The 22,013-nt window shown below is 75.9% G+C and carries 22 protein-coding genes; 16 read left to right on the top strand and 6 right to left on the bottom strand.

The window, feature by feature from the left end:
- From metE to OVA14_RS12085, 10 genes are all read left to right on the top strand, one after another.
- Entirely contained in the window at window positions 1–2,280 is a 2,280-nt protein-coding gene (gene metE, locus OVA14_RS12045; protein ID WP_267504079.1) for a 5-methyltetrahydropteroyltriglutamate--homocysteine S-methyltransferase, read from the top strand.
- Between the two features lie 216 nt (window positions 2,281–2,496).
- Window positions 2,497–4,167 (top strand): TIGR04028 family ABC transporter substrate-binding protein, encoded by a 1,671-nt coding sequence (locus tag OVA14_RS12050; RefSeq protein ID WP_267504080.1) that lies wholly within the window; start codon window positions 2,497–2,499, stop codon window positions 4,165–4,167.
- Window positions 4,168–4,175: 8 nt separating this feature from the next.
- Window positions 4,176–5,198: an ABC transporter permease gene (locus OVA14_RS12055; RefSeq protein WP_267504081.1), complete on the top strand. Its 1,023-nt coding sequence runs from the start codon at window positions 4,176–4,178 to the stop codon at window positions 5,196–5,198.
- Window positions 5,195–6,043, top strand: a complete 849-nt coding sequence (locus tag OVA14_RS12060; RefSeq protein ID WP_267504082.1) for an ABC transporter permease — start codon at window positions 5,195–5,197, stop codon at window positions 6,041–6,043. The genes OVA14_RS12055 and OVA14_RS12060 overlap by 4 nt, the downstream gene beginning before the upstream one ends.
- On the top strand, window positions 6,040–7,407 hold the full coding sequence (locus tag OVA14_RS12065) for an ATP-binding cassette domain-containing protein (protein ID WP_324288010.1): 1,368 nt from the start codon (window positions 6,040–6,042) through the stop codon (window positions 7,405–7,407). The genes OVA14_RS12060 and OVA14_RS12065 overlap by 4 nt, the downstream gene beginning before the upstream one ends.
- Window positions 7,289–7,765 carry an ABC transporter ATP-binding protein gene (locus OVA14_RS13570; RefSeq protein WP_324288011.1) on the top strand — a complete coding sequence of 159 codons (477 nt, stop codon included), beginning with the start codon at window positions 7,289–7,291 and terminating at the stop codon, window positions 7,763–7,765. Before OVA14_RS12065 ends, OVA14_RS13570 begins: the two co-directional genes overlap by 119 nt.
- Window positions 7,765–8,796 carry an LLM class flavin-dependent oxidoreductase gene (locus tag OVA14_RS12070; RefSeq protein ID WP_267504083.1) on the top strand — a complete coding sequence of 344 codons (1,032 nt, stop codon included), beginning with the start codon at window positions 7,765–7,767 and terminating at the stop codon, window positions 8,794–8,796. Before OVA14_RS13570 ends, OVA14_RS12070 begins: the two co-directional genes overlap by 1 nt.
- Window positions 8,786–9,415, top strand: a complete 630-nt coding sequence (locus OVA14_RS12075) for a CMD domain protein (RefSeq protein WP_267504084.1) — start codon at window positions 8,786–8,788, stop codon at window positions 9,413–9,415. The genes OVA14_RS12070 and OVA14_RS12075 overlap by 11 nt, the downstream gene beginning before the upstream one ends.
- Window positions 9,412–10,011, top strand: a complete 600-nt coding sequence (locus OVA14_RS12080) for an alkylhydroperoxidase domain protein (protein WP_267504085.1) — start codon at window positions 9,412–9,414, stop codon at window positions 10,009–10,011. The genes OVA14_RS12075 and OVA14_RS12080 overlap by 4 nt, the downstream gene beginning before the upstream one ends.
- A complete protein-coding gene (locus OVA14_RS12085) occupies window positions 10,008–10,694 on the top strand; it encodes a VOC family protein (protein ID WP_267504086.1) in 687 nt (228 codons plus the stop codon). The genes OVA14_RS12080 and OVA14_RS12085 overlap by 4 nt, the downstream gene beginning before the upstream one ends.
- A gap of 95 nt (window positions 10,695–10,789) precedes the next feature.
- Here the strand turns inward: OVA14_RS12085 and OVA14_RS12090 are convergent, their stop codons facing one another.
- Window positions 10,790–11,176, bottom strand: a complete 387-nt coding sequence (locus tag OVA14_RS12090; protein WP_267504087.1) for an HNH endonuclease signature motif containing protein — start codon at window positions 11,174–11,176, stop codon at window positions 10,790–10,792.
- A 1,244-nt stretch (window positions 11,177–12,420) separates the two neighbouring features.
- On the opposite strand from OVA14_RS12090, the gene OVA14_RS12095 reads away from it, so the two are divergent.
- The 3 genes from OVA14_RS12095 to OVA14_RS12105 all read left to right on the top strand — a co-directional run bounded on the left by OVA14_RS12095 (window position 12,421) and on the right by OVA14_RS12105 (window position 15,033).
- Entirely contained in the window at window positions 12,421–13,572 is a 1,152-nt protein-coding gene (locus tag OVA14_RS12095; protein ID WP_267504088.1) for an NAD(P)/FAD-dependent oxidoreductase, read from the top strand.
- 133 nt (window positions 13,573–13,705) lie between these two features.
- Complete coding sequence (locus tag OVA14_RS12100) at window positions 13,706–14,212, top strand: hypothetical protein (protein WP_267504089.1); 507 nt, start codon at window positions 13,706–13,708, stop codon at window positions 14,210–14,212.
- Between the two features lie 56 nt (window positions 14,213–14,268).
- Window positions 14,269–15,033, top strand: a complete 765-nt coding sequence (locus OVA14_RS12105; RefSeq protein WP_267504090.1) for a hypothetical protein — start codon at window positions 14,269–14,271, stop codon at window positions 15,031–15,033.
- Window positions 15,034–15,052: 19 nt separating this feature from the next.
- Here OVA14_RS12105 and OVA14_RS12110 read toward each other — a convergent pair whose 3' ends face one another.
- Genes OVA14_RS12110 through OVA14_RS12120 form a run of 3 tightly spaced genes read right to left on the bottom strand, consistent with a single transcriptional unit; the run spans window position 15,053 to window position 17,859 of the window.
- On the bottom strand, window positions 15,053–15,475 hold the full coding sequence (locus tag OVA14_RS12110) for a VOC family protein (RefSeq protein ID WP_267504091.1): 423 nt from the start codon (window positions 15,473–15,475) through the stop codon (window positions 15,053–15,055).
- Window positions 15,476–15,516: 41 nt separating this feature from the next.
- Window positions 15,517–17,205 (bottom strand): ABC1 kinase family protein, encoded by a 1,689-nt coding sequence (locus tag OVA14_RS12115; protein ID WP_267504092.1) that lies wholly within the window; start codon window positions 17,203–17,205, stop codon window positions 15,517–15,519.
- 51 nt (window positions 17,206–17,256) lie between these two features.
- On the bottom strand, window positions 17,257–17,859 hold the full coding sequence (locus OVA14_RS12120) for a PadR family transcriptional regulator (RefSeq protein ID WP_267504093.1): 603 nt from the start codon (window positions 17,857–17,859) through the stop codon (window positions 17,257–17,259).
- 172 nt (window positions 17,860–18,031) lie between these two features.
- On the opposite strand from OVA14_RS12120, the gene OVA14_RS12125 reads away from it, so the two are divergent.
- Entirely contained in the window at window positions 18,032–18,574 is a 543-nt protein-coding gene (locus OVA14_RS12125) for a metallophosphoesterase family protein (RefSeq protein WP_267504094.1), read from the top strand.
- Here OVA14_RS12125 and OVA14_RS12130 read toward each other — a convergent pair.
- Window positions 18,571–19,620, bottom strand: a complete 1,050-nt coding sequence (locus OVA14_RS12130; RefSeq protein WP_267504095.1) for a nitronate monooxygenase — start codon at window positions 19,618–19,620, stop codon at window positions 18,571–18,573. The genes OVA14_RS12125 and OVA14_RS12130 overlap by 4 nt on opposite strands.
- A gap of 211 nt (window positions 19,621–19,831) precedes the next feature.
- Here OVA14_RS12130 and OVA14_RS12135 point away from each other — a divergent pair, with 211 nt between their 5' ends.
- The gene (locus OVA14_RS12135) at window positions 19,832–20,161 is read left to right on the top strand and encodes a hypothetical protein (RefSeq protein ID WP_267504096.1); all 330 of its coding nucleotides are present in this window, start codon (window positions 19,832–19,834) and stop codon (window positions 20,159–20,161) included.
- Between the two features lie 38 nt (window positions 20,162–20,199).
- On the opposite strand, the gene OVA14_RS12140 is transcribed toward OVA14_RS12135, so the two are convergent.
- A complete protein-coding gene (locus OVA14_RS12140) occupies window positions 20,200–20,565 on the bottom strand; it encodes an ArsR/SmtB family transcription factor (protein WP_267504097.1) in 366 nt (121 codons plus the stop codon).
- A 119-nt stretch (window positions 20,566–20,684) separates the two neighbouring features.
- Between OVA14_RS12140 and OVA14_RS12145 the strand changes: the two genes are divergently transcribed.
- Window positions 20,685–21,980, top strand: coding sequence for an NAD(P)-binding domain-containing protein (locus OVA14_RS12145; RefSeq protein WP_267504098.1), 1,296 nt, complete (start codon window positions 20,685–20,687; stop codon window positions 21,978–21,980).
- Window positions 21,981–22,013 lie beyond the last annotated feature (33 nt).

A 22,013-nucleotide genomic window follows, 5' to 3' on the forward strand; every position in this document is an offset into this window, starting at 1 on the left:
ATGTCCACCACCGGTTCCCACCCGGCCGGCCCCTTCCCGGGCGGCACGATCCTCGGCTATCCGCGCATCGGGCGGCGACGCGAGCTGAAGCGCGCCCTCGAGGCGCACTGGCGCGGCGCGATCGACGACGCCGGCTTCCACGAGGCCGCGCGCGCCAACCGCGTCGCCGACCTGCAGCGCCTCGTCGCGCTCGGCCTCGACGCGACCGACGCCTCGATCCCCGTCGAGGCCGCGCACTACGACCACGTGCTCGACGCGACGATCACCTTCGGCGCCGTGCCGCCGCGCCTCCGCGGCCGCGTGCCCGCGGGCCTCGCGGGCGAGTGGCTGCTCGCGCGCGGCGCAGGCGACGACGCCCCGCTCGAGATGACCAAGTGGCTCGACTCGAACTACCACTACCTCGTGCCGGAGCTCGACGCCGAGACCGCCTTCTCGCTCGCCGACACCCGCATCGTCGACCGCTTCGTCGAGGCGGGCGAGGCCGGCGTGCACGGCCGCCCCGTCGTCGTGGGCCCCGCGACCTACCTCGCGCTGTCGAAGGCCACCGGCGTCCGCCCGATCGAGCTCGCCGACCGGCTCGTGCCCGCCTACGCCGCGCTCGGGGAGGCGCTCGCGGCCGCGGGTGCCACCTGGGTGCAGGTCGACGAGCCCGCACTCGTTGCCGACCTCGAGGACGTGACGCTCGCGGAGCTGCAGGCCGTCGCGCGCCGCGGCGCCGAGGCGCTCCGGGCCGCGGGCCTGCGGGTGCTGCTGCACGTGGGCCACGGCGACAGCGCCGGGCGCGTCGAGCCGCTCGCCGAGGTCGTCGACGCGATCGCCGTCGACCTCGTGCGCGGCTCCGCCCCCGCGGGCGACGGCGCGCTCGTCGCCGGCGTCGTGCACGGCCGCAACGTCTGGCGCACCGACCTCGACGCCGCGCTCGACACGCTGCGCTGGCTCGCCGAGCGCCGCCCCGTCTCGGTCGGCACCTCCACGAGCCTCCAGCACGTGCCGCACGACCTCGCCGCCGAGACCTCGCTCGAGCCCCGTCTCGTCTCCTGGCTCGCCTTCGCCGACCAGAAGGTCGAGGAGGTCGTCGCCCTGGCCGCCGCGCTCCGAGGCTCGGTCGACGAGGCGCGCTTCGCCGACTCCCGCGCCGCGCTCGCCGACCGCGCCTCGGCGCCGGGCGTGCGCGACGGCGCCGTGCGCGACCGCCTCGCGGCGCTGCCCGAGGACGCTCGCGAGCGCGCCCCCTACGCCGAGCGCGACGCGCAGCAGCGCGCCTCGCTCGAGCTGCCGCCGCTGCCGACCACGACGATCGGCTCGTTCCCGCAGACGGGCGACATCCGCGTCGCCCGCGCCCGCCACGCGCGCGGCGAGCTCGACGACGCCGGCTACCGCGAGGTGCTGCGCGCCGAGGTGCGCCGCGTCGTCGTGCTGCAGGAGGAGCTGGGCCTCGACGTGCTCGTGCACGGCGAGCCCGAGCGCAACGACATGGTGCAGTACTTCGCCGAGCACTTCGACGGCTTCGCCGCCACCGAGCACGGGTGGGTGCAGTCCTATGGCTCGCGCGCCACGCGCCCCTCGATCCTCTGGGGCGACGTGTCGCGGCCGGAGGCCTTCACGGTCGAGTGGATCGCATACGCGCAGTCGCTCACCGACAAGGTCGTGAAGGGCATGCTCACGGGCCCCGTGACGATCCTCGCCTGGTCGTTCGTGCGCGACGACCAGCCGCTCGACCGCACGGCCGACCAGGTGGCGCTCGCGCTCGCCGACGAGATCGCCGACCTGGAGGCCGCGGGCATCCGCATCGTGCAGGTCGACGAGCCGGCGCTGCGCGAGCTGCTGCCGCTGCGCCGCGAGGCGCGCCCGGCGTACCTCGAGTGGTCGGTGGGCGCGTTCCGCCTCGCGACCGCGGGCGCGGCGCCGGCCACGCAGATCCACACGCACCTCTGCTACTCGGAGTTCAACACCGTCGTCGCCGCGATCGACGGCCTCGACGCCGACGTGACGAGCATCGAGGCCGCGCGCTCGAAGATGGAGATCGTCGAGGCGCTGCAGGCGCACGCCTACGGCCGCGGCATCGGCCCGGGCGTCTACGACATCCACTCGCCCCGCGTGCCGGGCGCCGAGGAGCTCGACGAGCTGCTCGCCACGGCGACGGCCGGCATCCCCGAGCCGCTGCTGTGGGTGAACCCCGACTGCGGGCTCAAGACGCGCGGCTACGACGAGACGGTCGAGAGCCTCCGGAACCTCGTGGAGGCGGCGGAGCGCGCGCGGGCGGCGGTCGCCGTGCGCTGACGCGCGATCCCGGGCGGCGCCCGTCGACTGCGGTCGGCGGGCGCCGCTCGCGTCCCGGGGGTCTCGAGACGCGAGCCGCCTCCGGCGGCGCGCTCCTCGACCAGCGGGAGGGGCGGCGAGCGTCGTGTGTGACGCAGCGTTGCGGCGCGGTGTGCGGGCCGAGCGGCGATCGGCTTTGCTTGTGGCAGCACCAAGCATCGCTTATGGAGGTCCCGCATGGTCCACATCCCCTCGCCCGCGGAGCGACGCGGCCGCCGCACCGCGCTCGTCGGCGCCGTCGTCACCGCCCTCGCGCTCTCGGCCTGCTCCGCGGGCAACGCCGCGGCTCCGCAGGCCTCCGGCGACGGCCCCGTCACCGGCGGCACGCTCACCTACCTCGAGCACCAGGCATACACCTCGCTGTACCCGCCGAGCGCGGGCTTCTACCCGAACGGCGCGCTCGTCAACAACCTCACCGCGCGCCTGCTCCACCAGGACCCGGAGACGCTCGAGCTCGAGCCCTGGATCGCGACCGCGCTGCCCGAGGTCAACGAGGACGCCACCGAGTACACCTTCGACATCCGCACCGACGTGACCTACTCCGACGGCACCCCGCTGACCGCCGAGAACGTCGTCGCCAACCTCGACCTCTTCGGGCAGGGCGACACCGACCGCGCCCTCATCGTCTCCGAGGCCATCAACAGCTACGAGGGCGGCGAGGTCGTCGACGACGACACCGTGCGCTTCACCTTCAGCGCCCCCTCGCCCGGCTTCGCGCAGGCGGTCTCGACCATCAACTCGGGCCTCCTCGCCGACGCGAGCCTCGAGCTCGACGCCGAGGGCTTCGGGCCGGGCAACGCGACCGAGGTCATCGGCGCGGGCCCGTTCGTCGTCGAGTCGGAGGAGGTGGGCACCTCGATCCGCCTCGCCGCCCGCGAGGACTACGCGTGGGCGCCCGCCTCGGTCCCCAACCAGGGCCGCCCCTACGTCGACGCCGTCGACATCGTCATCGCTCCCGAGGACAGCGTGCGGATCGGTGCGCTCACCGCCGGCCAGGCCGACATCGCGCGCCAGGTCGAGCCGCAGAACGAGCAGGAGGTCGCGGCCGCCGGCCTCGAGATCGTCTCGGCGCAGACGAACGGCGTGAACAACGGCCTGAGCCTCCGCTTCGACCACCCGCTGCTGCAGGACATCCGCGTGCGCGAGGCGCTCATCGCGGGGATCGACCGCGAGGCGATCGTCTCGTCGATCTTCTCCGACCACTACCCGCTCGCCACCTCGTCGCTGTCGCGGACCGCGCTCGGCTACGTCGACCAGGGCGACGCCTACCGGTACGACCCGGAGGCCGCGAACGCCCTGCTCGACGAGGCCGGCTGGGAGCTCGGCGGCGACGGCATCCGCACCCGCGACGGCGAGCGCCTGCACCTCGTCGTCAACGAGGCGCTCCCGCAGCCCCGCTCCCGCGACGTCATCACGCTCGTCGCGCAGCAGCTGCGCGAGATCGGCGTCGAGCTCGAGCTCTTCCAGGGCGACCAGGCCGCGCAGACCGCCGCGAGCGCCGACGTCGACCAGATCCAGATCTACCACTCGATGGTCGGCCGGGCGGACTTCGACGTGATCAAGAGCCAGTTCTCGATCCAGAACCGCAACACGCTCCGCAACGTCGACGACGCGGGCGCGCCGATCGACGCGCAGCTCGAGGACCTGCTGCAGGCCGTCGCCTCCGAGCCGACGACCGAGGGCAGGCAGGAGGCCTCCGCCGCCGTGCAGGCCCACCTGACCGAGCAGGCCTACGTGCTGCCGTTCTTCGAGGAGCCGCAGGTCTACGGCGTGCAGCCGCGCGTGCACGGCTTCCTCACCGAGTCGGTGGGCCGCCCCTCGCTCGCGGCCGTCTGGCTCGAGGGCTGAGGCGGGAGGTGAGCATGCGCACCGCGATCCGACCTGCGCAGGGCGCCGCGTCGCAGCCCGCAGCGCCCCGCCGACGCCCCGCCGCGCCCGCGGCCGCCCGGTACGCGCTCCGTCGCGTCGGGCAGGCCCTCCTCGTGGTCGCCGCGACGTTCGTGCTCGCCTTCCTCCTGCTGCACGCGCTGCCGGGCGACGCCATCGTCGCCCGGTACGCGAGCCCGGAGCTCGGGCTGAGCGCCGAGCAGCTCGACGCCCTCCGCGTCGCCTACGGCGCCGACCAGCCCTGGTGGGTGCAGCTGGCCATCTCGGCCCGCGGCTTCCTCACGGGCGACCTCGGCACCTCGCTGCAGAGCGGCGCGGAGGTCTCGACCCTCATCGCCGCCTCGCTGCCGCCGACGCTCGCGCTCGCCGGCCTCGGCTTCGTGCTCGCGGCGCTGCTCGCCGTCGGCATCGCGGCAGCGGCGACCTTCGCGGGTGCCGAGTGGGTGCGGCGGGCGTTCCGCTCGCTGCCGCCGCTGTTCGTCTCGATCCCGGTGTTCTGGATCGGCATCGTGCTGCTGCAGGTGGTCTCGTTCCGGCTGGGGCTCATCCCGGTGATCGGCGCGACCCCCGCCGAGGCCCTCGTGCTGCCGGTCGTCACCATCGCGATCCCGATCGCCGCGCCGCTCGCACAGGTGCTCGTCCGCGCGATCGACGACACGCTCGCCGAGCCCTTCGTGGCCGTCGCCCGTGCCCGCGGAGCCTCCCCCTCGTGGCTGCTGACGCGCGAGGTGGCCCGCAACGCGCTGCTGCCCACGCTCACGATCGCGGGCGTGCTCTTCGGCGAGCTCATCGCCGGCGCCGTCGTGACCGAGACGGTCTTCGCCCGCTCCGGGCTCGGCCGCCTCACCGCCGAGGCCGTCGCGGCGCGCGACATCCCCGTCCTCCAGGCCGTGGTCGTCATCTCGGCCGTCGCCTTCGTCGTCATCAACCTCGCGGTCGACCTCCTCGCCCCGGCGATCGATCCGCGCCTGCGGAAGGAGGTGCGGGCATGAGCGCCGTCACGAGCCTCCTGCTCCCCCGTCGCGCGGAGGCCGCAGCACGGCCGAGGCCGCGCGCGACCCTCGTCGTCTCGATCCTCGTGCTCGCCGTCGCGCTGGCGTGGGCGTTCCTGCCGTGGCTCTTCACGGCGCAGGACCCGCTCGCGGGCATCGCCGCCGAGGCGCTGCAGGCGCCGAGCGCCGCGCATCCCTTCGGCACCGACGCCACGGGCCGCGACCTGCTCGCCCGCGTCATCTTCGGCGCCGGCAACTCGCTCGCGGGCACCGCGATCGCCGTGCTCGTGGGCCTCGTCGTCGGCACCGCCGTCGGCGTGCTCGCCGGCTCCACGGGCGGCGTCGTCGAGGAGGCGCTCATGCGCGTCGTCGACGTGCTGCTCGCCATCCCGGGCCTCCTGCTCGCGCTCTCGGTGATCGTGCTGCTGGGCTTCGGCGTCACGAACGCCGCGATCGCCGTGGGCGTCACGTCGATCGCCGTCTTCGCGCGCCTCGCGCGCTCGCAGGTGGTGCGCGTGCGCCGGAGCGCCTACGTGGAGGCCGCGTTCAGCTCGGGCGGCACCTTCCTCGCGGTGCTCGGCCGCCACGTGCTGCCGAACTCGCTCGGCGCCGTGCTCGCCCTCGCCGCGCTGCAGTTCGGCAGCGCGATCCTCGCCATCTCGACCCTCGGCTTCCTCGGCTACGGCGCGCCGCCGCCCACGCCGGCGTGGGGCCTGCTCATCGCCGAGAGCCGCGACTACGTGGGCTCGGCCTGGTGGCTGACGACCTTGCCGGGCCTCGTCGTCGCCGCCGTCGTCCTCGCCGCGAACCGCGTCGCGGCCGCCATCAGGGAGGCAACCGCATGACCGCTCCGCTGCTCCGCGTCGACGGCCTCGCCGTCTCGTACGCCGCAGGCCGCCGCCTGGCCGCCCGCCGCACCGCCGTCGAGGGCGTCTCGCTCGAGCTCGACCGCGGCGAGGTGCTCGCGCTCGTCGGCGAGTCGGGCTCCGGCAAGACCACGATCGGCCAGTCGATCATCGGCCTGCTCCCCGAGGGCGGCCGCGTCGACGCCGGCGCCATCGAGCTGCAGGTCGCCGGCAAGCCGCTCGACCTCACGAGGCTGCCCGCGCGCGCCGTGCAGGAGCTGCGCGGCCGGCGCATCGCGCTCGTGCCGCAGGATCCCGGCACCTCGCTCAACCCCGTGCAGACGATCGGGGCGTCGGTCGCCGCCCCGCTCAGGATCCACCGCTGGGGCACACAGGAGGCCATCCGCCGCCGCGTGATCGAGCTGCTCGACCGCGTCGGCCTCGACGACCCCGAGCGCCGCGCCCGCCAGCACCCGCACGAGCTCTCGGGCGGCATGCGGCAGCGCGCGCTCATCGCCGCCGCGATCGCGCTCGAGCCCGACCTCATCGTCGCCGACGAGCCCACGAGCGCCCTCGACGTCACCGTGCAGCGTCGCATCCTCGACCTGCTCGACGAGCTGCGCGCGGAACTGGGCTCCAGCGTCCTGCTCATCACGCACGATCTCGCCGTCGCGGCCGAGCGCGCCGATCGCATCGCGGTGCTGCGCCAGGGCGCGCTCGAGGAGGCCGGTCCCGCCCGCGAAGTGCTGCGCACCCCCGCCGCCGCGTACACGCGCGAGCTGCTCGCCGACGCGCCCGCGCTGCAGGACGTCGCGCCGCGGCCAGCGCGGCCGGAGGCAGCGCCGCTCGTCGTCGTCGACGGCCTCGTGCACGAGTACGGCCGCGGCCGCACGGCCTTCCGCGCCGTGGACGAGGTCGGATTCCGGATCGAGGCGGGCACGACGCACGCGCTCGTGGGCGAGTCGGGCTCCGGCAAGACCACGATCGGCCGCGCCGTCGCGGCGCTCCACGCGCCCGCCGCGGGCACGATCCGGATCGGTGGGCGCGACGTGCTCGCCGCGGGGCGGGACCGCAGCATCCGCCGCGTCGTGCAGCTCGTCTCGCAGGACCCCTACGCCTCGCTCGACCCGCGCCGCACGATCGCGCAGACGATCGGCGAGCCGCTGCGCAACTGGCGACCCTCGGAGGGCGGCGTGCGGGACCGCCGCGAGGCTCGCCCGCCGCGTCGGCGTCGCGCTCGACCAGGTGGCGCTGCCCGCCGAGCTCGCCGACCGGCTCCCCTGCGAGCTCTCGGGCGGCCAGCGGCAGCGCGTCGCCATCGCCCGGGCGCTCATCATCGAGCCGCAGGTGGTGGTGCTCGATGAGGCCGTCTCGGCGCTCGACGTCACCGTGCAGTCGCAGATCCTCGACCTGCTCGAGTCGCTGCAGCGCGACCTCGGCCTCACCTACCTCTTCATCACCCACGACCTCGCGGTCGTACGACGAATCGCCGACGCCGTCACGGTGCTCCGCCGCGGCGAGGCCGTGGAGTCCGGCTCGGCCGAGCAGGTGCTCACGGCGCCCACCCACCCCTACACCCGCGCGCTGCTCGACGCCGTGCCCGCGCCGCAGTGGCTCCGGGAGGCCCTCGACCGGCCGGAGGCCCTGCGCCAGCCGGATCCCCCACGACCCGCCCGCCCCCTCGACCTGCCCATCCGTCCCGCGAACCTGGAGGTGGCCTGATGGCCCCCACGATCGGCTTCTTCACACGCCTGCTCGACGACGCCTCGGCGCCCGAGCGCTACCGCGCGGCACTCGACCACATCGCGCTCGCCGAGCGGCTCGGCTTCCGCTCCGCGTGGGTCGCGCAGCATCACCTCGACGGCCGCGAGGGCGGTCTGCCCTCGCCGTTCGTGCTGCTCGCCGCCGCCGCGGCCCGCACGAGCAGCATCCGCCTCGGCACCGCCATCCTCACGCTCGCGCACGAGCAGGCGGCCAGGGCGGCGGAGGACGCGGCGGTGCTCGACGCGATCGCCGGCGGCCGGGTGGAGCTCGGCCTCGGCACCGGCGGCAGCCCGCGCACGCTGAGCGCGTTCGGCGAGGACCCGGGCCAGCGCCGCGCGATCTACGACGCGAAGCTGCACCGCCTCCGCACGCTCCTCGACGGCTCGGCCGACGAGGTGCTCTACCCGCCCGCGACGGGGCTCGCCGACCGGCTCTGGCAGGCGACGTTCTCGCCCGAGGGCGCCGGTCTCATCGGCGCCGCGGGCGACGGCCTCATGCTCTCGCGCATCCAGCCGCCGTTCCCGGCGCTCGCCGAGGGCGAGCGGCCGCGGCGCGTGTGGGAGGTGCAGCGGGCGCTCGTCGACGAGTACCGGGCGGCGCTGCCCGAGGGGGTCGCGCCGCGCATCCTCGCCTCCCGCACCGTGGTCGTCGTCGACGACGAGGCCACCGCGCGGCGCGTGGCCGCCGCGGCGGCCCACGCCCTCGAGGCACAGGTCGCGGGCCTCGGGATCGCCCTGCCCGAGGAGCTGCCGCTCGAGCGGCTCCTGGAGCTCGCCGAGACCGTCGTCGGCACGCCCAGCCAGGTGATCGCCGCCCTCGAGCGCGATCGCGTCGCCCACGAGGCGAGCGAGGTCAGCATCCAGGCGCACTCCATCGACCCGCCCGCCCACGTCGTGGCGCGATCGCTCGAGCTCTTCGCGACCGAGGTCGCGCCCGCGCTCGGCTGGCGCGTCGAGCGCGCCGACGAGGAGGCCCGCCGTGCCGCGTGACGTCATCGACCACCTCGCGGGCGTCGAGCCCGGCGCGGCGCTCGACCGTGCACGCAGGGCACGCTCGGATGCGCGGGAGCACGCCCAGCAGAGCTTCCTGGCGCTGCTCGAGCCCGCCGAGCCCGGTGGGCTGGCGCTCGCCGACCGGTACGCCGTCGCGGCCTACGTCGCGCTGCTGCACGACGAGGAGGGCGCGCCGTCGCGTGCCGCCGCGTTCTACGTCGAGCTGCTGGAGGACGAGGCCGAGGCGCCGCTCGTCGCCGCGGTGCGGGAGTCCGCGGAGGCCGGCCGCGCCCGCGGGCCGTACGGCACCTACCGCGAGCCGCTGCTCGCCGCCGAGTCGGAGCCGGGGCCCGTGGCGCGCATCGAGCGCGGCGTCATCCCCGAGCGCCTCGCCGCGGCGCTCGAGCATGCCCACCTGCTCGTGCTGCACCCGCGCGACGCGCGGCCCGAGTCGCTCCGCGCGCTCGTCGACGCGGGCTGGGAGGCCGACGCGATCGTCTCGCTCAGCCAGCTCGTGGCCTTCCTCGCCTTCCAGCTGCGGCTCGTGCACGGGCTGCGCGTGCTGGGGGCGACACCCGCCGCATCCGATGCCGAGCTCGAGGAGGCCCGAGCATGACCGCGATCACCGACCACCCGCACCTCCGCCGCCCCGAGGCGTTCACGCAGGAGGGCCTCGGCTGGGTGCCCTGGGTGCCGCCGGTGCCGGAGGCCGAGCTCACGGACGTGCAGCGCGAGGCGCTCGTGGAGCCCGCGCGCGCCGCGAACCCCTACTTCCGGCTGCTCGCGCGCGACCCGGAGGCGCTGCGCGCCCGCACGCGCACCGACCTCGACATCTTCGGCAACGAGGACGGCGGCCTGCCGCGCTGGGAGCGCGAGCTCGCGGCCGCGGCGTCGTCGCGCCGCACGGGCTGCGTGTTCTGCGCCTCGGTGCACGCCCGTGCCGCATCGCGGCTCTCGGGTCGGCGGGGCGATGTGCAGCGGCTGCTCGACGAGGGCGTCGGCGCGCGCGTCGACGAGCGCTTCGACGCGATCGTCGACGCCTCGGCCGCTCTGGCCGAGGCTCCCGCAGCCTTCACGGCGGAGCACGTGGTGCGGCTGCGCACCGCGGGGCTCGACGACGCCGCGATCCTCGACGCGATCAGCGGTGCCGCGTTCTTCACCTGGGCCAACCGCCTCATGCTCTCGCTCGGCGAGCCGGAGGTCGTGCGATGAGCGTCGAGGTGCCGCTGCGGTCGACGGTCGTCTCGGGCCTCGACCACGTGGTCCTCGCGGGGCCCGACCTCGCGGCCGCGATCGACCACGTGGAGGCGCTCACGGGCGTGCGGGCCGCTCCCGGCGGCCGCCACCCGCGGGGCACGGCGAACGCGCTCATCGCGTTCACGCGCGGCGGCCGTCGCGTGCGGCAGTACCTCGAGGTCATCGGGCCGGATGCGGAGGCGGGCTGGACCGCCGACCGCGTCGACACGTTCGGCATCGACCGTCTTGAGGGCCCGCGCGTCGTGACCTTCTCGGCGCGGCCGACCGACATCGAGGCCGCCGTCGCGGCGGCGCGTGCCGCGGGCGTGCCGTTCCAAGACGTCGAGCCGCTCTCGCGCCGGACGCCCGACGGGCGCGAGCTCGCCTGGCGGCTCGCGCGGCCGGAGGACGGCGAGACGCATCCGCCGTTCCTCATCGACTGGGGCGCGACGCCGCATCCGGGCCTCGAGCGCCTGCCGACGCTCGAGCTCGTGTCCCTGCGCCGCCTCGTGCCGGACGTCGAGGCCGAGTCCGCGCGGCTGCGCGCGCTCGGCGTGGCGGTGGGCACAGGCGACGAGGCCGTGGAGGTCGTCGCGGCCGAGGAAGCCGGCTTCGAGCTCGACGTGCGGGTGGGCGACTGCCGGATCCGCCTGCGCTGAGCCGCGCGGCGCGCGCTCTGTCGCCGGACGCGGCCGCGCCGCGGCGAATCGACCTCCGTCGGCCACGCCACGAGCGCGGCGCGCGGCGGCAGCGCTCACACCGCGAGCGGCTCGCGCGCCAGATGCCGTCGAGGTGGTGGCGCGAGGGCACGGTGCACGCGCCAGCCGCTCCCCTGCCGACTGACCCGCAATCGTCCGCTGTGGACCTCGTGATGGCAGCGGGTGCAGAGCAGCAGGCCGTTCGCCACGTCGGTCGCACCGCCTGCCTGCCACGACTGCACGTGGTGCGCCTCGCACCAGGCGGGCGGCGCCGAGCATCCGGGACCGCGGCAGGCGCCGTCGCGCAGGGCGATCGCGCGCCGCTGAGCGGCGGAGAACAGCCGCGCGGCGCGGCCGAGCTCGAGCACGTGGCCGTCGGGATCGAGCGCCGCGACCTGCACGTGGCCGTCGCAGAGGATGCGGGCGGCGACGGCGGCGGGCACCACGTCGCCGGTGCCCTCGAGCCGCGCCCAGGCTCCGGGATCGCCCGCGGCGGCGCGCTCCAGCCTGCGCGGCGGGCACGGTGATGACAAGGGTGGGCGCGGCGCCGCCGATGCGGGGCGCGTCGCCGGAGCGGGCGTGGGCCTCGACGATGGCGAGCAGCACGTCGGCCTGCACCTGGACGCGCGTGCGGTCGTCGCTCTCGTCCGGATCGTCGGGGTCGTGCGCGAAGGAGGGCGTGCGGGGCGCGGTGTGGGCATCGAGCACGGCCTGCAGCGCGGCGCCCTGCTCGGGCGTGCAGACGAGGCGGCCGATCGCCATGCCGTCGGCGCGGCGGCCGAGCCGGAACGAGCGCTCGGCCCGCTGCTCCTCGTGGCGGGGCTCCACTCCATCGGGGTCGAGCGCCGCGAGCCACGCACGTGCCTGCACGCCGAGCTCCTCGGGCGGGAGCGGCGGGGCGTCCTCGGCAGCGACACCGACCTCCGGATCGACGCCCGTCGCCGCGTCGACGAGATGGCGCTCGGCGGCCGCGCGCCCCTCAGGCGCGACGCGGTCGCCGCCCTGCTCGAGCGGCACGGCGATGGCGCGCGCCTGCGCGAGCGAGACGAGCGCGCCGTCGAGCGCGGCGCCCAGCATCGGCAGCCGAGCGGGCACCGGTGCACCGCTCAGCGCGACGCGCCCTCGCGTGGCCTCCGACACCGCGAGCAGGTCGCGCGCCTGGCGCGCGGTGACGCCGAGCTCGTGCCGCAGCGCCTCAGCGGTGGAGCGGTAGCCGATCGAGCGCGCGAGCGAGGTGCCCGCTGCACGCGGCGGCGTGGCCTCGAGCGCTCCCGCCACGCGGATGGCGGCCGCATCCGCCGCTCGCACGAGCTCGCCCACGGCCGCGACCGCGGCCCAGCGCTCCGCATCCGCAGCGCTGCCGAAGCCTTCGAGCAGCGCATCGACCGCCTCGCGCACGGCGCCGATCCGGTCGCGCAGCACGGAGGCCGAGCCGCTGGTAGGAGGGGCCGATGCGGCGGGCATCACGGACGTGCGCGCGGCATCCTCCGCCGCTCCCACCACCTGCGTCCCGACCACTCGATCCCCCTTCGGATGCCCCGAACCTATGCCCGGCCACTGACATCGAAGACGCGCTCCGAAGTCCGCTCCACAGCACCGATCCAGCGCAGTCGGCGCGCCCGATCCGGTGCGCGCCGCATGCCACGACGGAGCACGGATCGTGGTCGGAGCGGGAGCGGAGCGCAGCATGCCGGAGTCGGACGTCGTCATCGTCCGAGGCGGCCTGCACGGCGCCGCGCTCGCCTTCGAGCTCGCGAGCAGCGGGCGGGCCGTGACGCTCCTCGCGCGCCGCGAGCTGGCCTCCGGCGCCTCCGGCGGCCTCGGCCTCCGCGGCGTGCGGACCACCGACCGCGACGTGCGCGAGCTGCCGCTCATGCGCCTCGCCCACGACATCTGGCCCACGCTCGACGCGGTGCTCGGCGCGCCCGGCAGCCCCGTCGACGCAGGCTTCCGCCGCACGGGCAGCGTCTGCCTCTTCGACCGCGACGAGGCCGCCGACCCGCGCACGATGGCGCGCATCCGGACGATGGCCGCGGTGCAGACCGCCCACAGCATCCCCGCCGAGGTCATCGACGCCGAGGCGCTGCGCGCGATCGAACCGGGCCTCGCCGACGTCGTGGCCGGCGCCATCGCCACGCCGCTCGACGACACCGGCGACCACACCCGCGCCACCCTCGCCTACGCTGCGGCCGCCCGCCGCGCGGGCGCGACGATCCTCGAGGGCACCGAGGTCACCTCCCTCGCCGACCGCGCCGCCACCACGTCCGACGAGGTGGTGCACCGCGCCCGCATCGCGGTCGTCGTGCTCGCCAACGCCTATGCACCCGCGCTGCTCGAGGCCGCGTTCGGCCTCCGCCTGCCGGTGTGGCGCATCTACCCGCAGATGACGCCGGTGCGCGCCGCCGACGGCTTCGCGTTCCGCGGCCTCGTCAACCACGTGAGCCGCATCTTCTCGGCCAAGACCATCGACGGCGGCCTCGTGATGCTGAGCGGCGGCCGCTCCGGCGAGTGGGACGAGGCTGCGGATGCCGGCACCGCCCCGGCCTCGGTGGCTGCCGCGAGCGTGGCCGGCGCGGCCGAGCTCGCGCCCTCGCTGCATGGGGCGGAGGCCGTGGTGACGGATGCGAGCCGCCCGGAGTCGGTGTCGGTCGACGGCATCCCGATCATCGACCGCGTGCTCGGCACCGAGGGCGTGCTCTTCGCCACCGGCTGGTCCGGGCACGGCTTCGCGATCACCCCGGCCGTGGCGCGGCTGCTCGCCGAGTGGGTGCGCTCGAGCGCGCGCCCGCCGCTCCTCGCGCCGTTCGCGCTCGCGCGGCTGAGTGCGCCAGCGGGCTGAGCGTGCTCGCCGCGCTCGGCATCGTCCAGAGCAGCGGGATCACCCGTGTACGGTCATGCCACTGGATGGGTGCTGGCGATCGATCTCGCTCAGATCGAGAGCCTGCCGAGTCGCCAGAACGAAGAAGAGGGGCATGCTCGGTACGCAAACGTTCGATGGCCGAGAATGGTTCGAGATCCCGGGCTCGCGTCTTCAGTCGTCCAATTGGACGCAGGTCTTCATGGTGATGCCGATCGCATTGCTGAGCGTCCTCGCCGTGGTCTTCACGATGGGGTCGGGCTCCTGGTTGCCCTTCCTGGCGATCATGTCGGTCGTCACGCCCGCGGCCATCGTGATGCTCGTCCTGAACTGGCGATGCAGGCTGCTCGCGCGCAGCGACGCGCTGTTGGTGGTGGGCCGCCTGCGCAGCTTCGTGGTGGAGCGGGAGGAGATCCAGCGGTTCGCGGCGCATCGCGGCTTGGATTGGCCCAATCTGCTGTTCGCAGGCGCCTGGATGGGATGGGCTCCGACCTTCACGTCGCTCTCCGTCGAGCTGAAGTCTGGCGACGTCATCCGGTTGCGCTCGCATGCGGGGCTGGCCAGGCCCGCTACTCGACTCGTCGAGAACTTGAACGACTGGCTCAGCGCGCCCGCGCCTTGACTCGGCAGCTCGCACGGCACGAGCCCGCTCCCAGCCGTCGGCCGCACACTGAGCGCATGCCCCGCTTCCGCACAGCCGCCCTCGCCGCCGCGGCGCTCCTGCTGAGCGGATGCGCAGCAGCCTCCGGAGGCTCGATCTCGGCCGCGTGCGCGGCACCGATCCTCCACCTGACGAGCGAGGAGCCGCCGCTCGTCGTGGCGGGCGATGCCGTCGCGCTGCGCATCGACAACCTCTCGACCGAGTGCCGCGACACGGGCACGTACGGCGTCACGCCCGCCCCCGCGCCGACGCGCGTCGAGCCGGTGCGCTGGCTCCAGGACGACATCGACGTCGAGATCGGCGGCGTCGAGACGAACGACCACGGGGCACCGATCGCCTTCGACGTGGTCGTGCCGGCCGAGGCGCGCCCCGGGTTCGCCACGATCGACCTCGACCACGCGCAGGTGGCCGTGATCGTCGGCGACCCGCAGACGGGCTGGGACCGCTCGTTCTGGCCCGAGCCCTCGATCTCGCTCGCCTCTCCGCACCTGGAGGAGCCGATGATCCCGGGGGTCACGGTCGACTTCCTCGTCCACCACCTGCCCGTGCACGCGCCCGACGATTCGGTGCCCTGGGACCCCATGGACCCACCCCTGGTGCTCGCCGAGCCGGTCCCGATCCTGTGGATGCAGGACGGCGTCGAGGTGCCGCTGCGAGACGTGCCGCCGTGGCCTGAGCCGGACAGCTGGTGGACCGTCGCCGTGCCGCCCGAGGCGATCCCCGGCGAGGCCCGCATCGTCCTCGGTGACAGCGAGATCCGGATCGTCGTCGACGAGCCATGACCGCTCGACGCCGCGCGCCTCACCCCAGCCGCTGCGCGAGCTCGACGAGGATCCCGCCCGGCCCGCGCACGTAGCAGAGCCGCCACACATCCTCGTGCTGCCGCACCTCGCCGTGCAGCGCTCCGACGGCGGCGAGCGTCTCGTCGAGGTCGTCGACGACGAGCGCGAGGTGCCGGATGCCGCGCTCGGTCGCCGGAAGGCCCTCCGCCGAGCCGGTCGCGTCGGGCGCGAGGTACCGGCTCAGCTCCACCTGGCTGCCGTCGGGCGCGGCGAGCATCGCGATCTCGGCGCGCATGCCCGGCACCGCGATCACCGAGGAGGCCCACTCCCCCTCGACCTCCTGCCTGCCGACGAGCTCGAGGCCGACCGCTTCGAAGAACGCGATGCCCGCGTCGAGGTCGTCGAGGACGATGCCGGTGCGGTCGATCCGCTGCACTCCCATGCGGCCAGCAGGCTCGCCCCGCCGGCGGATCGGTACCCCGGTCAGCGCCCGCGCGGCCCGAGCAGCCCTGCGAGCACCGCGTGCGCGAGCGGCAGCGCCGAGGCCGCGAGCAGCCAGCCGCCGAGCACGGGATCGGTGCCGCGCAGCACGGCGCCCGCCACGAGCAGCCCCGCGAAGAGCACGGCCGACACGACGCGGCCCGATGCTCGCTCGAGCCGCGCGACGCGACGCTCGAGCGCGGGGCTCTGCACCTGCAGCCGCCCCTGCTCGAGGCGGGTGAGCGCCGAGTCGAGCCGGCGCGGCAGCCGCGCGAGCACGCTCGCGGTCGCGACGACCTCGTCGACGGCGGCGCGCGCGATGCCGCTGCGCTCGTCGCGCAGCAGGCGCCCCGCGTAGGGCTCCACCGCATCCCACAGGTTGAACTGCGGATCGAGCGCGCTGCACACGCCCGAGGTGAGGCTCATCGCCCGGATGACGAGCAGGAAGTCCTCGGGCAGCTGGAACGGCATCGAGCGCATGAGGTCGCCGAACTCGGACGCGAACTGTCGGAACTCGCGCGGGTCGACCTCGCGCAGCTCGGCGAAGCCCATGCCGCCGAAGCGCGCGAAGGCCTGCGTCATGGCCCGCTCGAGCTCGGTCGTGTCGGCCGTGGGCAGCAGCGCGCCCACCTCCTGGATGGCGGCGACGAGCCCCGAGCCGTCGCGCGCCGCAGCCGCGACGAGCAGCGAGCGCAGGCCCGAGCGGGTGCTCGGCGGCACGTCGCCCATCATCCCGAAGTCGATGAAGGTCAGCCGCCACGGGCGCTCGTCGCCCGTCTCGGAGGGCGTCACGAAGAGGTTGCCGGGGTGCGGATCGGCGTGGAACGTGCCGTGCACGAAGACCTGGTCGAACATGACGGCCGCGAAGGCGTGGGCGACCTCGGAGGGATCGATGCCCGCTGCGCGCAGGGCCTCGAGGTCGGTGATCTTGATGGCCGCGACGTCCGCGAGCGTCAGCACGCGGCGCGTCGTGCGCTCCCACACCACTTCGGGCGCGAGCACGCGGTCGTCGCGCGCGAAGTCGGCGGCGAAGCGCTCGGCGCTCGCGGCCTCGTGCAGGTAGTCGATCTCCTCGAGGCTCGTCGCCGCGAACTCCTCGACGAGGGCGGGCGCGTCGACGCGGTCGGCGACGAGGCGCACGCGGCGCAGCCAGCCGCCCACGCGGCGGAGCGCCGCGAGGTCGACGGCGACGATGCGGTCGATGCCGGGCCGCTGCACCTTCACGACGGCATCGGCGATGCCCGTCTCGGCCGCGTCGCGCTCCAGCAGGCGGGCCCGATGCGCCTGCCCCAGCGAGGCCGCAGCGATGGGCTCCTCCTCGATCCACGCGTAGGCGCGCTCGAGCGGCATGCCGAGCTCGGCCTCGGCGAGCGCGCGCACCTGGTCGAACGGCACGGGCGGCACCTCGTCCTGCAAGCCTTCGAGCTCCTTGGTGATCTCCGGCGGCAGCACGTCGAGCCGCGAGGAGAGGAACTGCCCCACCTTGATCATGAGGCCGCCGAGGTCGGCGGCGAGCGCATGGAAGCGGCGGGCCAGGCGCGTGAGCCTCGCGCTGCGGCCCCGCGCCCCGAGGGCGGCGAGGCCGAGGCGCGGCAGCGCGACCTCGAACCACCAGAGCACCGCGAGGTGCCGCGCGGCGAAGCGGATAATGCGTCGGTAGCGGGCGCGGTCGAGCCGCTCGTGCTCGTTCATGCCCACCACCTCCGCCTCCGCCGCGCGGCGGCGGGCGTCGGCGGCACCCGGTCAGTCCTGCGCGAGGATCGCGTAGAGCCTACGGCGCGCGGCTTCGAGCACCTCGACCGCCTCCTGCACCTGCGCCTGGGTGCCGGTGCGGCCCACCTGCGCGGCCGCCTGGGCGAGGTCGATGCCGGCCTTGGGCAGCGCGCCCAGGGGCGACGGACGGCGCTGCTCGCCCTGCGAGAGCCACGGCGCGTGCCGGTCGGCGGCATCGGCCGCCTCGGCGCGGCCGCCCTCGGTGAGCGCGTAGGTCTTGCGGCCGTCGGCCTCGCTCGCGGTGATGAGCCCCTCGTCGGCGAGCAGCTGGAGCGTGGGGTAGACCGAGCCGGGGCTCGGCTTCCAGGCGCCGCCGCTGCGCTCCTCGATCTGCTGGATGATCTGGTAGCCGTGCATGGGACGCTCGGCGAGGAGCGCAAGCACCGCGGCGCGCACGTCGCCGCGCCCCATGCGGCCGCCGCCGCGGCGCTGGTCGGAGCGCGGGTCGAAGGCGGAGCGGAGGTGCTCCATCGCCTCCCACATGTGGCCGCCGGGGCCGCCCGGCCCGCCGAAGCCGCGACCGAAGTCGCCGCCGAAGCCGTTCCCCGTCTCGTGCCCGGTGCTGCCCTGCATGATCGACCTCCTCGTTCGCCGACTGTCGGCGATGCTCGACGATATATCGCCCACCCTCGGCGCGACAGCGGTGCGGGCTGTGGATCCGCCGAGCGTCGGTCGCGTCGCCGCGTCCCGGGCCGGTGCGCGGCGATGCTCGGGCGTCGGCCGGCCAGGGCGCCCGCCCGGCAGGATGGAGCCCGTGCCCACCCGACTGCTGCTGCTCAGCGACACCCACCTGCCCGTGCGCGCGAAGGCGCTCCAGGAGCAGGTCTGGCGGCTCGTCGACGAGGCGGACGTCGTGGTCCACGCGGGCGACTGGGTCGACGAGGCCACCCTCGACGCGCTCGAGGCGCGCGCGGCCCGGCTCGTGGGCGTCGCCGGCAACAACGACGGCCCGGCCCTGCACGCGCGCCTCGGCGACGTCGCGCGCGTCGAGCTCGAGGGCCTGCGGATCGCGGTCGTGCACGAGACCGGCGCCGCCGCGGGCCGCGAGGGGCGCTGCGACGCGCGCTTCGGGCCCGGCGCCGCGGCGCCCGTCGACGTGCTCGTCTTCGGCCACTCCCACATCCCGTGGGACTCGACGACGCCGCAGGGCCTCCGGCTGCTGAACCCGGGCTCCCCCACCGACCGGCGCCGCCAGCCGGTCGGCACGGTCATGACCGCCCTGGTCGACGACGAGACGCTGCGCGACGTGGCGCTCGTGCCGACGCCGCGGGACGCCGCGCGGCGCTAGTCGCGGGCGCCCGGCTCGTCGCCGTCGGGCGCGAGCGCGGCGAGGATCGCGGCGACCGGGGCGGCGCGCGACTCGCGCCAGCCCTCCCCCGCCCACAGGTGCAGGCGCTCGAGGTCGCCGGCCGCGGCGGCGGCCTGCCGCATCGGCCGCGTGAGGTGATGGAGCGCCGGGTAGCCCGAGGGCGCGGCGGCGTCGTGGCGGGCCACGAAGCCGTTCACGAGGGCGCGCGCCGGCCTGCCCGTGAACGCGCGCGTGAGCGCCGTGCGGTCGAAGGAGGGGTCGACGAGCGCGGCGCGGTGGGCTGCGGCCGTGCCCGCCTCGTCGGCGAGCAGCACCGCCGTGCCCACCTGCACCGCCTCGGCGCCCGCCGCGAGCAGCGCCCGCACCTGCTCGCGGCGCACGACGCCGCCGGCGGCGACGATCGGCAGCCGCGTCGCCGCGCGCACCTCGGCCACGAGCTCGCCGAGCGGCACCGCGGGCGGCAGCGCGCCCTGCGCCCAGACGCCCGAGTGGCCGCCCGCCGCCGCGCCCTGCACGACGAGCGCGTCGACGCCCGCCGCCTCGGCAACGATCGCCTCGTCGACCCCGGTGACGGTCTGCAGCACCGCGATGCCCGCACCGCGCAGCAGCCCGAGGTCGTGCGGATCGGGCAGCCCGAAGGTGCAGGACACCACGGGCACCTGCTCCGCGACGACGAGCGCGAGCTTGTCGTCCCACGCGTCGTCGTCCTCGCGCAGCGGCGGCGGCGCGGCATCGGTCGCGGCGCGCGCATCGTCGGCGATGCGCGCCGCGTAGGCGTCGTAGGCCGCTCGCGAGATCGGATGCGGCTGCGGCACGAACAGGTTGACGCCGAACGCTCGAGCGCCCTCGGCGCGCACCGCGGCGATCTGCCGGGCGAGCGCCTCCGGCGCCAGGTACCCGCCTGCGAGCTGCGCGAAGGCGCCCGCGCGGGCGGCGCCGGCCACGAGGCGCGGCGTCGAGGGGCCGCCCGCCATCGGTGCGACGAGCACGGGGCCCAGCCGGTCGAGCGGTGCGGGCAGCGCCACGGAGATCCCTCCTGCGCCCGGGCAGGGCCGAGCGTCCTCCGCCACGCTAGCCGCGGCGCGACCTCCCCGACCCCGCTCAGGGATCCTCCGGATGCTCATGGTCGGGCGTCCGTGCAGACTGGGCCCGAGGCCCGCAGCACCGGGGCTCCGGAGTCCGCGGATCCGGCCGACGCGGCATCCAGCACCGTGAGGCCGACCGGAGGACCTCATGGTGGACTGCCTCGACACGCTCGGCAGCTCGCTGCTCACCCAGGCTCAGCGCGCGCCCGGCCCCACGCACACCGTCGTGCGCGGCGGCGGCGAGCGCAGCCTGCAGCAGTCGGTCGTCGCGCTCGCGGACGGCCAGTCGATGTCGTGCGACCGCGCCGTCTGCGAGGCGACGCTCGTCGTGCTGCGCGGCGCCGTGGAGCTGCGCGGCGCGGATCGGATGTGGGACGCCGGCGAGGGCGACCTCGTCGACCTGCCCGGCGAGGGCTGGCGCGCGACCGCCTGCACCGACTCCGTCGTGCTCGTCACCTGGCTCGAGGCCACGGCCGCCTGAAGGCGGTCGGACGTTCCAGCGCCGAGAGCTCGGGAGCGTCAGAGCGCGCGCAGCGATGCTGCGGCGGCATCGAGCGCGGGGCGGACGACCGAGTAGTAGGCCCAGCGGCCGCGCTGCTCGCGCTCGACGAGGCCCGCCTCGGCGAGGATGCGCATGTGGTGCGAGACCGTGCCCTGGCTGAGGCCCACGGGTCCGGTGAGGTCGCAGACGCACGCCTCGCCGCCCTCGCCCGCGGCGATGAGCGAGAGCAGGCGCACGCGGGTCGCGTCGCCGAGCGCCTTCCAGGTGCGCGCGAGGGCCTCCGCGGCCTCGGCGGGGAGGCCCTCGGCCTGGCCGCTCGTGCAGCACGCGCCAGCAGGATCAGCGCACGCGGCCGCGGCGAGGGAAGCGGTGGCGGTCTCCATGCTGCCAGTCTGCCAGACGCATTGACAGATGTCGATGCATCGAACATGATCGATGCATCGAGCGCCGTCGATGCATCGGGGCGCCGATGCATCCGACCCTCCCACCGCCAGGAGCATCCGTGACCGCTCTCCCCGTCATCGTCATCGGCGCAGGCCCGCAGGGGCTCGCCGCGGCAGCCCACCTGCTCGAGCGCGGCATCGAGCCGCTCGTGCTGGAGCGCGGTGCCGCCGCGGGCGCTGCCGTGGCCGAGTGGGGCCACGTGCGGCTGTTCTCGGCCTGGGACGAGCTCGTCGACCCCGCGAGCCGGCGCCTGCTGGCGGCCGCGGGCGTCGCGGTGCCGACCTCCGGCTACCCGAAGGGCGCCGCCTGGGTGCGCGACTACCTCGAGCCGCTCGCCGCAGCGCTCGGCGACCGGGTGCGCCTGCGCCACGAGGCGATCGCGGTGACGCGCGCCGGCCGCGACAAGGTCGTCGACGCCGGCAGGGCCGAGGCGCCCTTCGTCGTCCACGCCGTCGACGGGGAGGGCCGCGAGCACCGCCTGCTCGCGCGCGCAGTGCTCGACGCCTCCGGCACGTGGGCGCAGCCCGGCCCCGCGGGCGCCGACGGCGCGCCCGCGCTCGGCGAGCGCGCCGCCGCCGCCGCAGGGCTCGTGGGCTGCCGCATCCCCGCCGACGTCGAGCACCTCGCGGGCCGCCACGTGGCCGTCGTGGGCGCCGGCCACTCCGCGGTGCACGCGGTGCTGCGCCTCGCCGAGCTCGCGGAGCGCGCGCCGGGCACCCGCGTCTCGTGGCTCCTGCGTCGCGCCTCGGCCGAGGGCGCGCTCGGCGGGGGCGAGGCAGATGCTCTGCCGCAGCGCGCCGCGCTCGGCACCCGCACGCGCCGCGCGATCGAGCGGGGGCTCGTCGAGGTCGTCACCGGCTTCCGCACCGCCGAAGTCGCGATCGTCGGCGACCAGGCGGAGGTCGTCGCCGACGACGGCCGCCGGATCGGGCCCGTCGCCCACGTGCTGGCCCTCACGGGCTTCCGCCCCGACACGGCGCTGCTCGCCGGCGTCCGCGTGGCGCTCGACCCCTCGCTCGACGCGGTCGCGGGCCTCGCGGCCGAGATCGACCCGAACGTGCACTCCTGCGGCACCGTCGCCGCGACGGGCGTCGCCGAGCTCGCGCTCCCCGAGCCCGATCTCTTCGTGCTCGGCGCCAAGAGCTACGGCCGCGCGCCGACCTTCCTGGCGCTCACCGGCTACGAGCAGGTGCGGAGCGTCGTCGCGCATCTCGCGGGCGACCACGAGGCCGCCGCCCGGAACGAGCTCGTGCTGCCGGAGACGGGCGTCTGCGGCGGCGCGGGCGACTTCGGCGGCGGCTGCTGCGCGGCGCCCGCGGGCGCGCCGCAGGCGACGGCGACCGCCGCGCCGTAGCCCTCGGTCACCCGCGCACCGGCTTGGCCATTG

The sequence above is a fragment of the Agrococcus sp. SL85 genome (assembly GCF_026625845.1).
Lineage (GTDB): Bacteria > Actinomycetota > Actinomycetes > Actinomycetales > Microbacteriaceae > Agrococcus.

Excerpts from the sequence above, each read along its gene's own strand:
- metE (WP_267504079.1), top strand. The coding sequence starts at position 1 with ATGTCCACCACCGGTTCCCACCCGGCCGGCCCCTTCCCGGGCGGCACG.
- OVA14_RS12050 (WP_267504080.1), top strand. The coding sequence starts at position 2,497 with ATGGTCCACATCCCCTCGCCCGCGGAGCGACGCGGCCGCCGCACCGCG.
- OVA14_RS12060 (WP_267504082.1), top strand. The coding sequence starts at position 5,195 with ATGAGCGCCGTCACGAGCCTCCTGCTCCCCCGTCGCGCGGAGGCCGCA.
- OVA14_RS12065 (WP_324288010.1), top strand. The coding sequence starts at position 6,040 with ATGACCGCTCCGCTGCTCCGCGTCGACGGCCTCGCCGTCTCGTACGCC.
- OVA14_RS12070 (WP_267504083.1), top strand. The coding sequence starts at position 7,765 with ATGGCCCCCACGATCGGCTTCTTCACACGCCTGCTCGACGACGCCTCG.
- OVA14_RS12080 (WP_267504085.1), top strand. The coding sequence starts at position 9,412 with ATGACCGCGATCACCGACCACCCGCACCTCCGCCGCCCCGAGGCGTTC.
- OVA14_RS12085 (WP_267504086.1), top strand. The coding sequence starts at position 10,008 with ATGAGCGTCGAGGTGCCGCTGCGGTCGACGGTCGTCTCGGGCCTCGAC.
- OVA14_RS12095 (WP_267504088.1), top strand. The coding sequence starts at position 12,421 with ATGCCGGAGTCGGACGTCGTCATCGTCCGAGGCGGCCTGCACGGCGCC.
- OVA14_RS12100 (WP_267504089.1), top strand. The coding sequence starts at position 13,706 with ATGCTCGGTACGCAAACGTTCGATGGCCGAGAATGGTTCGAGATCCCG.
- OVA14_RS12105 (WP_267504090.1), top strand. The coding sequence starts at position 14,269 with ATGCCCCGCTTCCGCACAGCCGCCCTCGCCGCCGCGGCGCTCCTGCTG.
- OVA14_RS12110 (WP_267504091.1), bottom strand. The coding sequence starts at position 15,475 with ATGGGAGTGCAGCGGATCGACCGCACCGGCATCGTCCTCGACGACCTC.
- OVA14_RS12115 (WP_267504092.1), bottom strand. The coding sequence starts at position 17,205 with ATGAACGAGCACGAGCGGCTCGACCGCGCCCGCTACCGACGCATTATC.
- OVA14_RS12120 (WP_267504093.1), bottom strand. The coding sequence starts at position 17,859 with ATGCAGGGCAGCACCGGGCACGAGACGGGGAACGGCTTCGGCGGCGAC.
- OVA14_RS12125 (WP_267504094.1), top strand. The coding sequence starts at position 18,032 with ATGGAGCCCGTGCCCACCCGACTGCTGCTGCTCAGCGACACCCACCTG.
- OVA14_RS12140 (WP_267504097.1), bottom strand. The coding sequence starts at position 20,565 with ATGGAGACCGCCACCGCTTCCCTCGCCGCGGCCGCGTGCGCTGATCCT.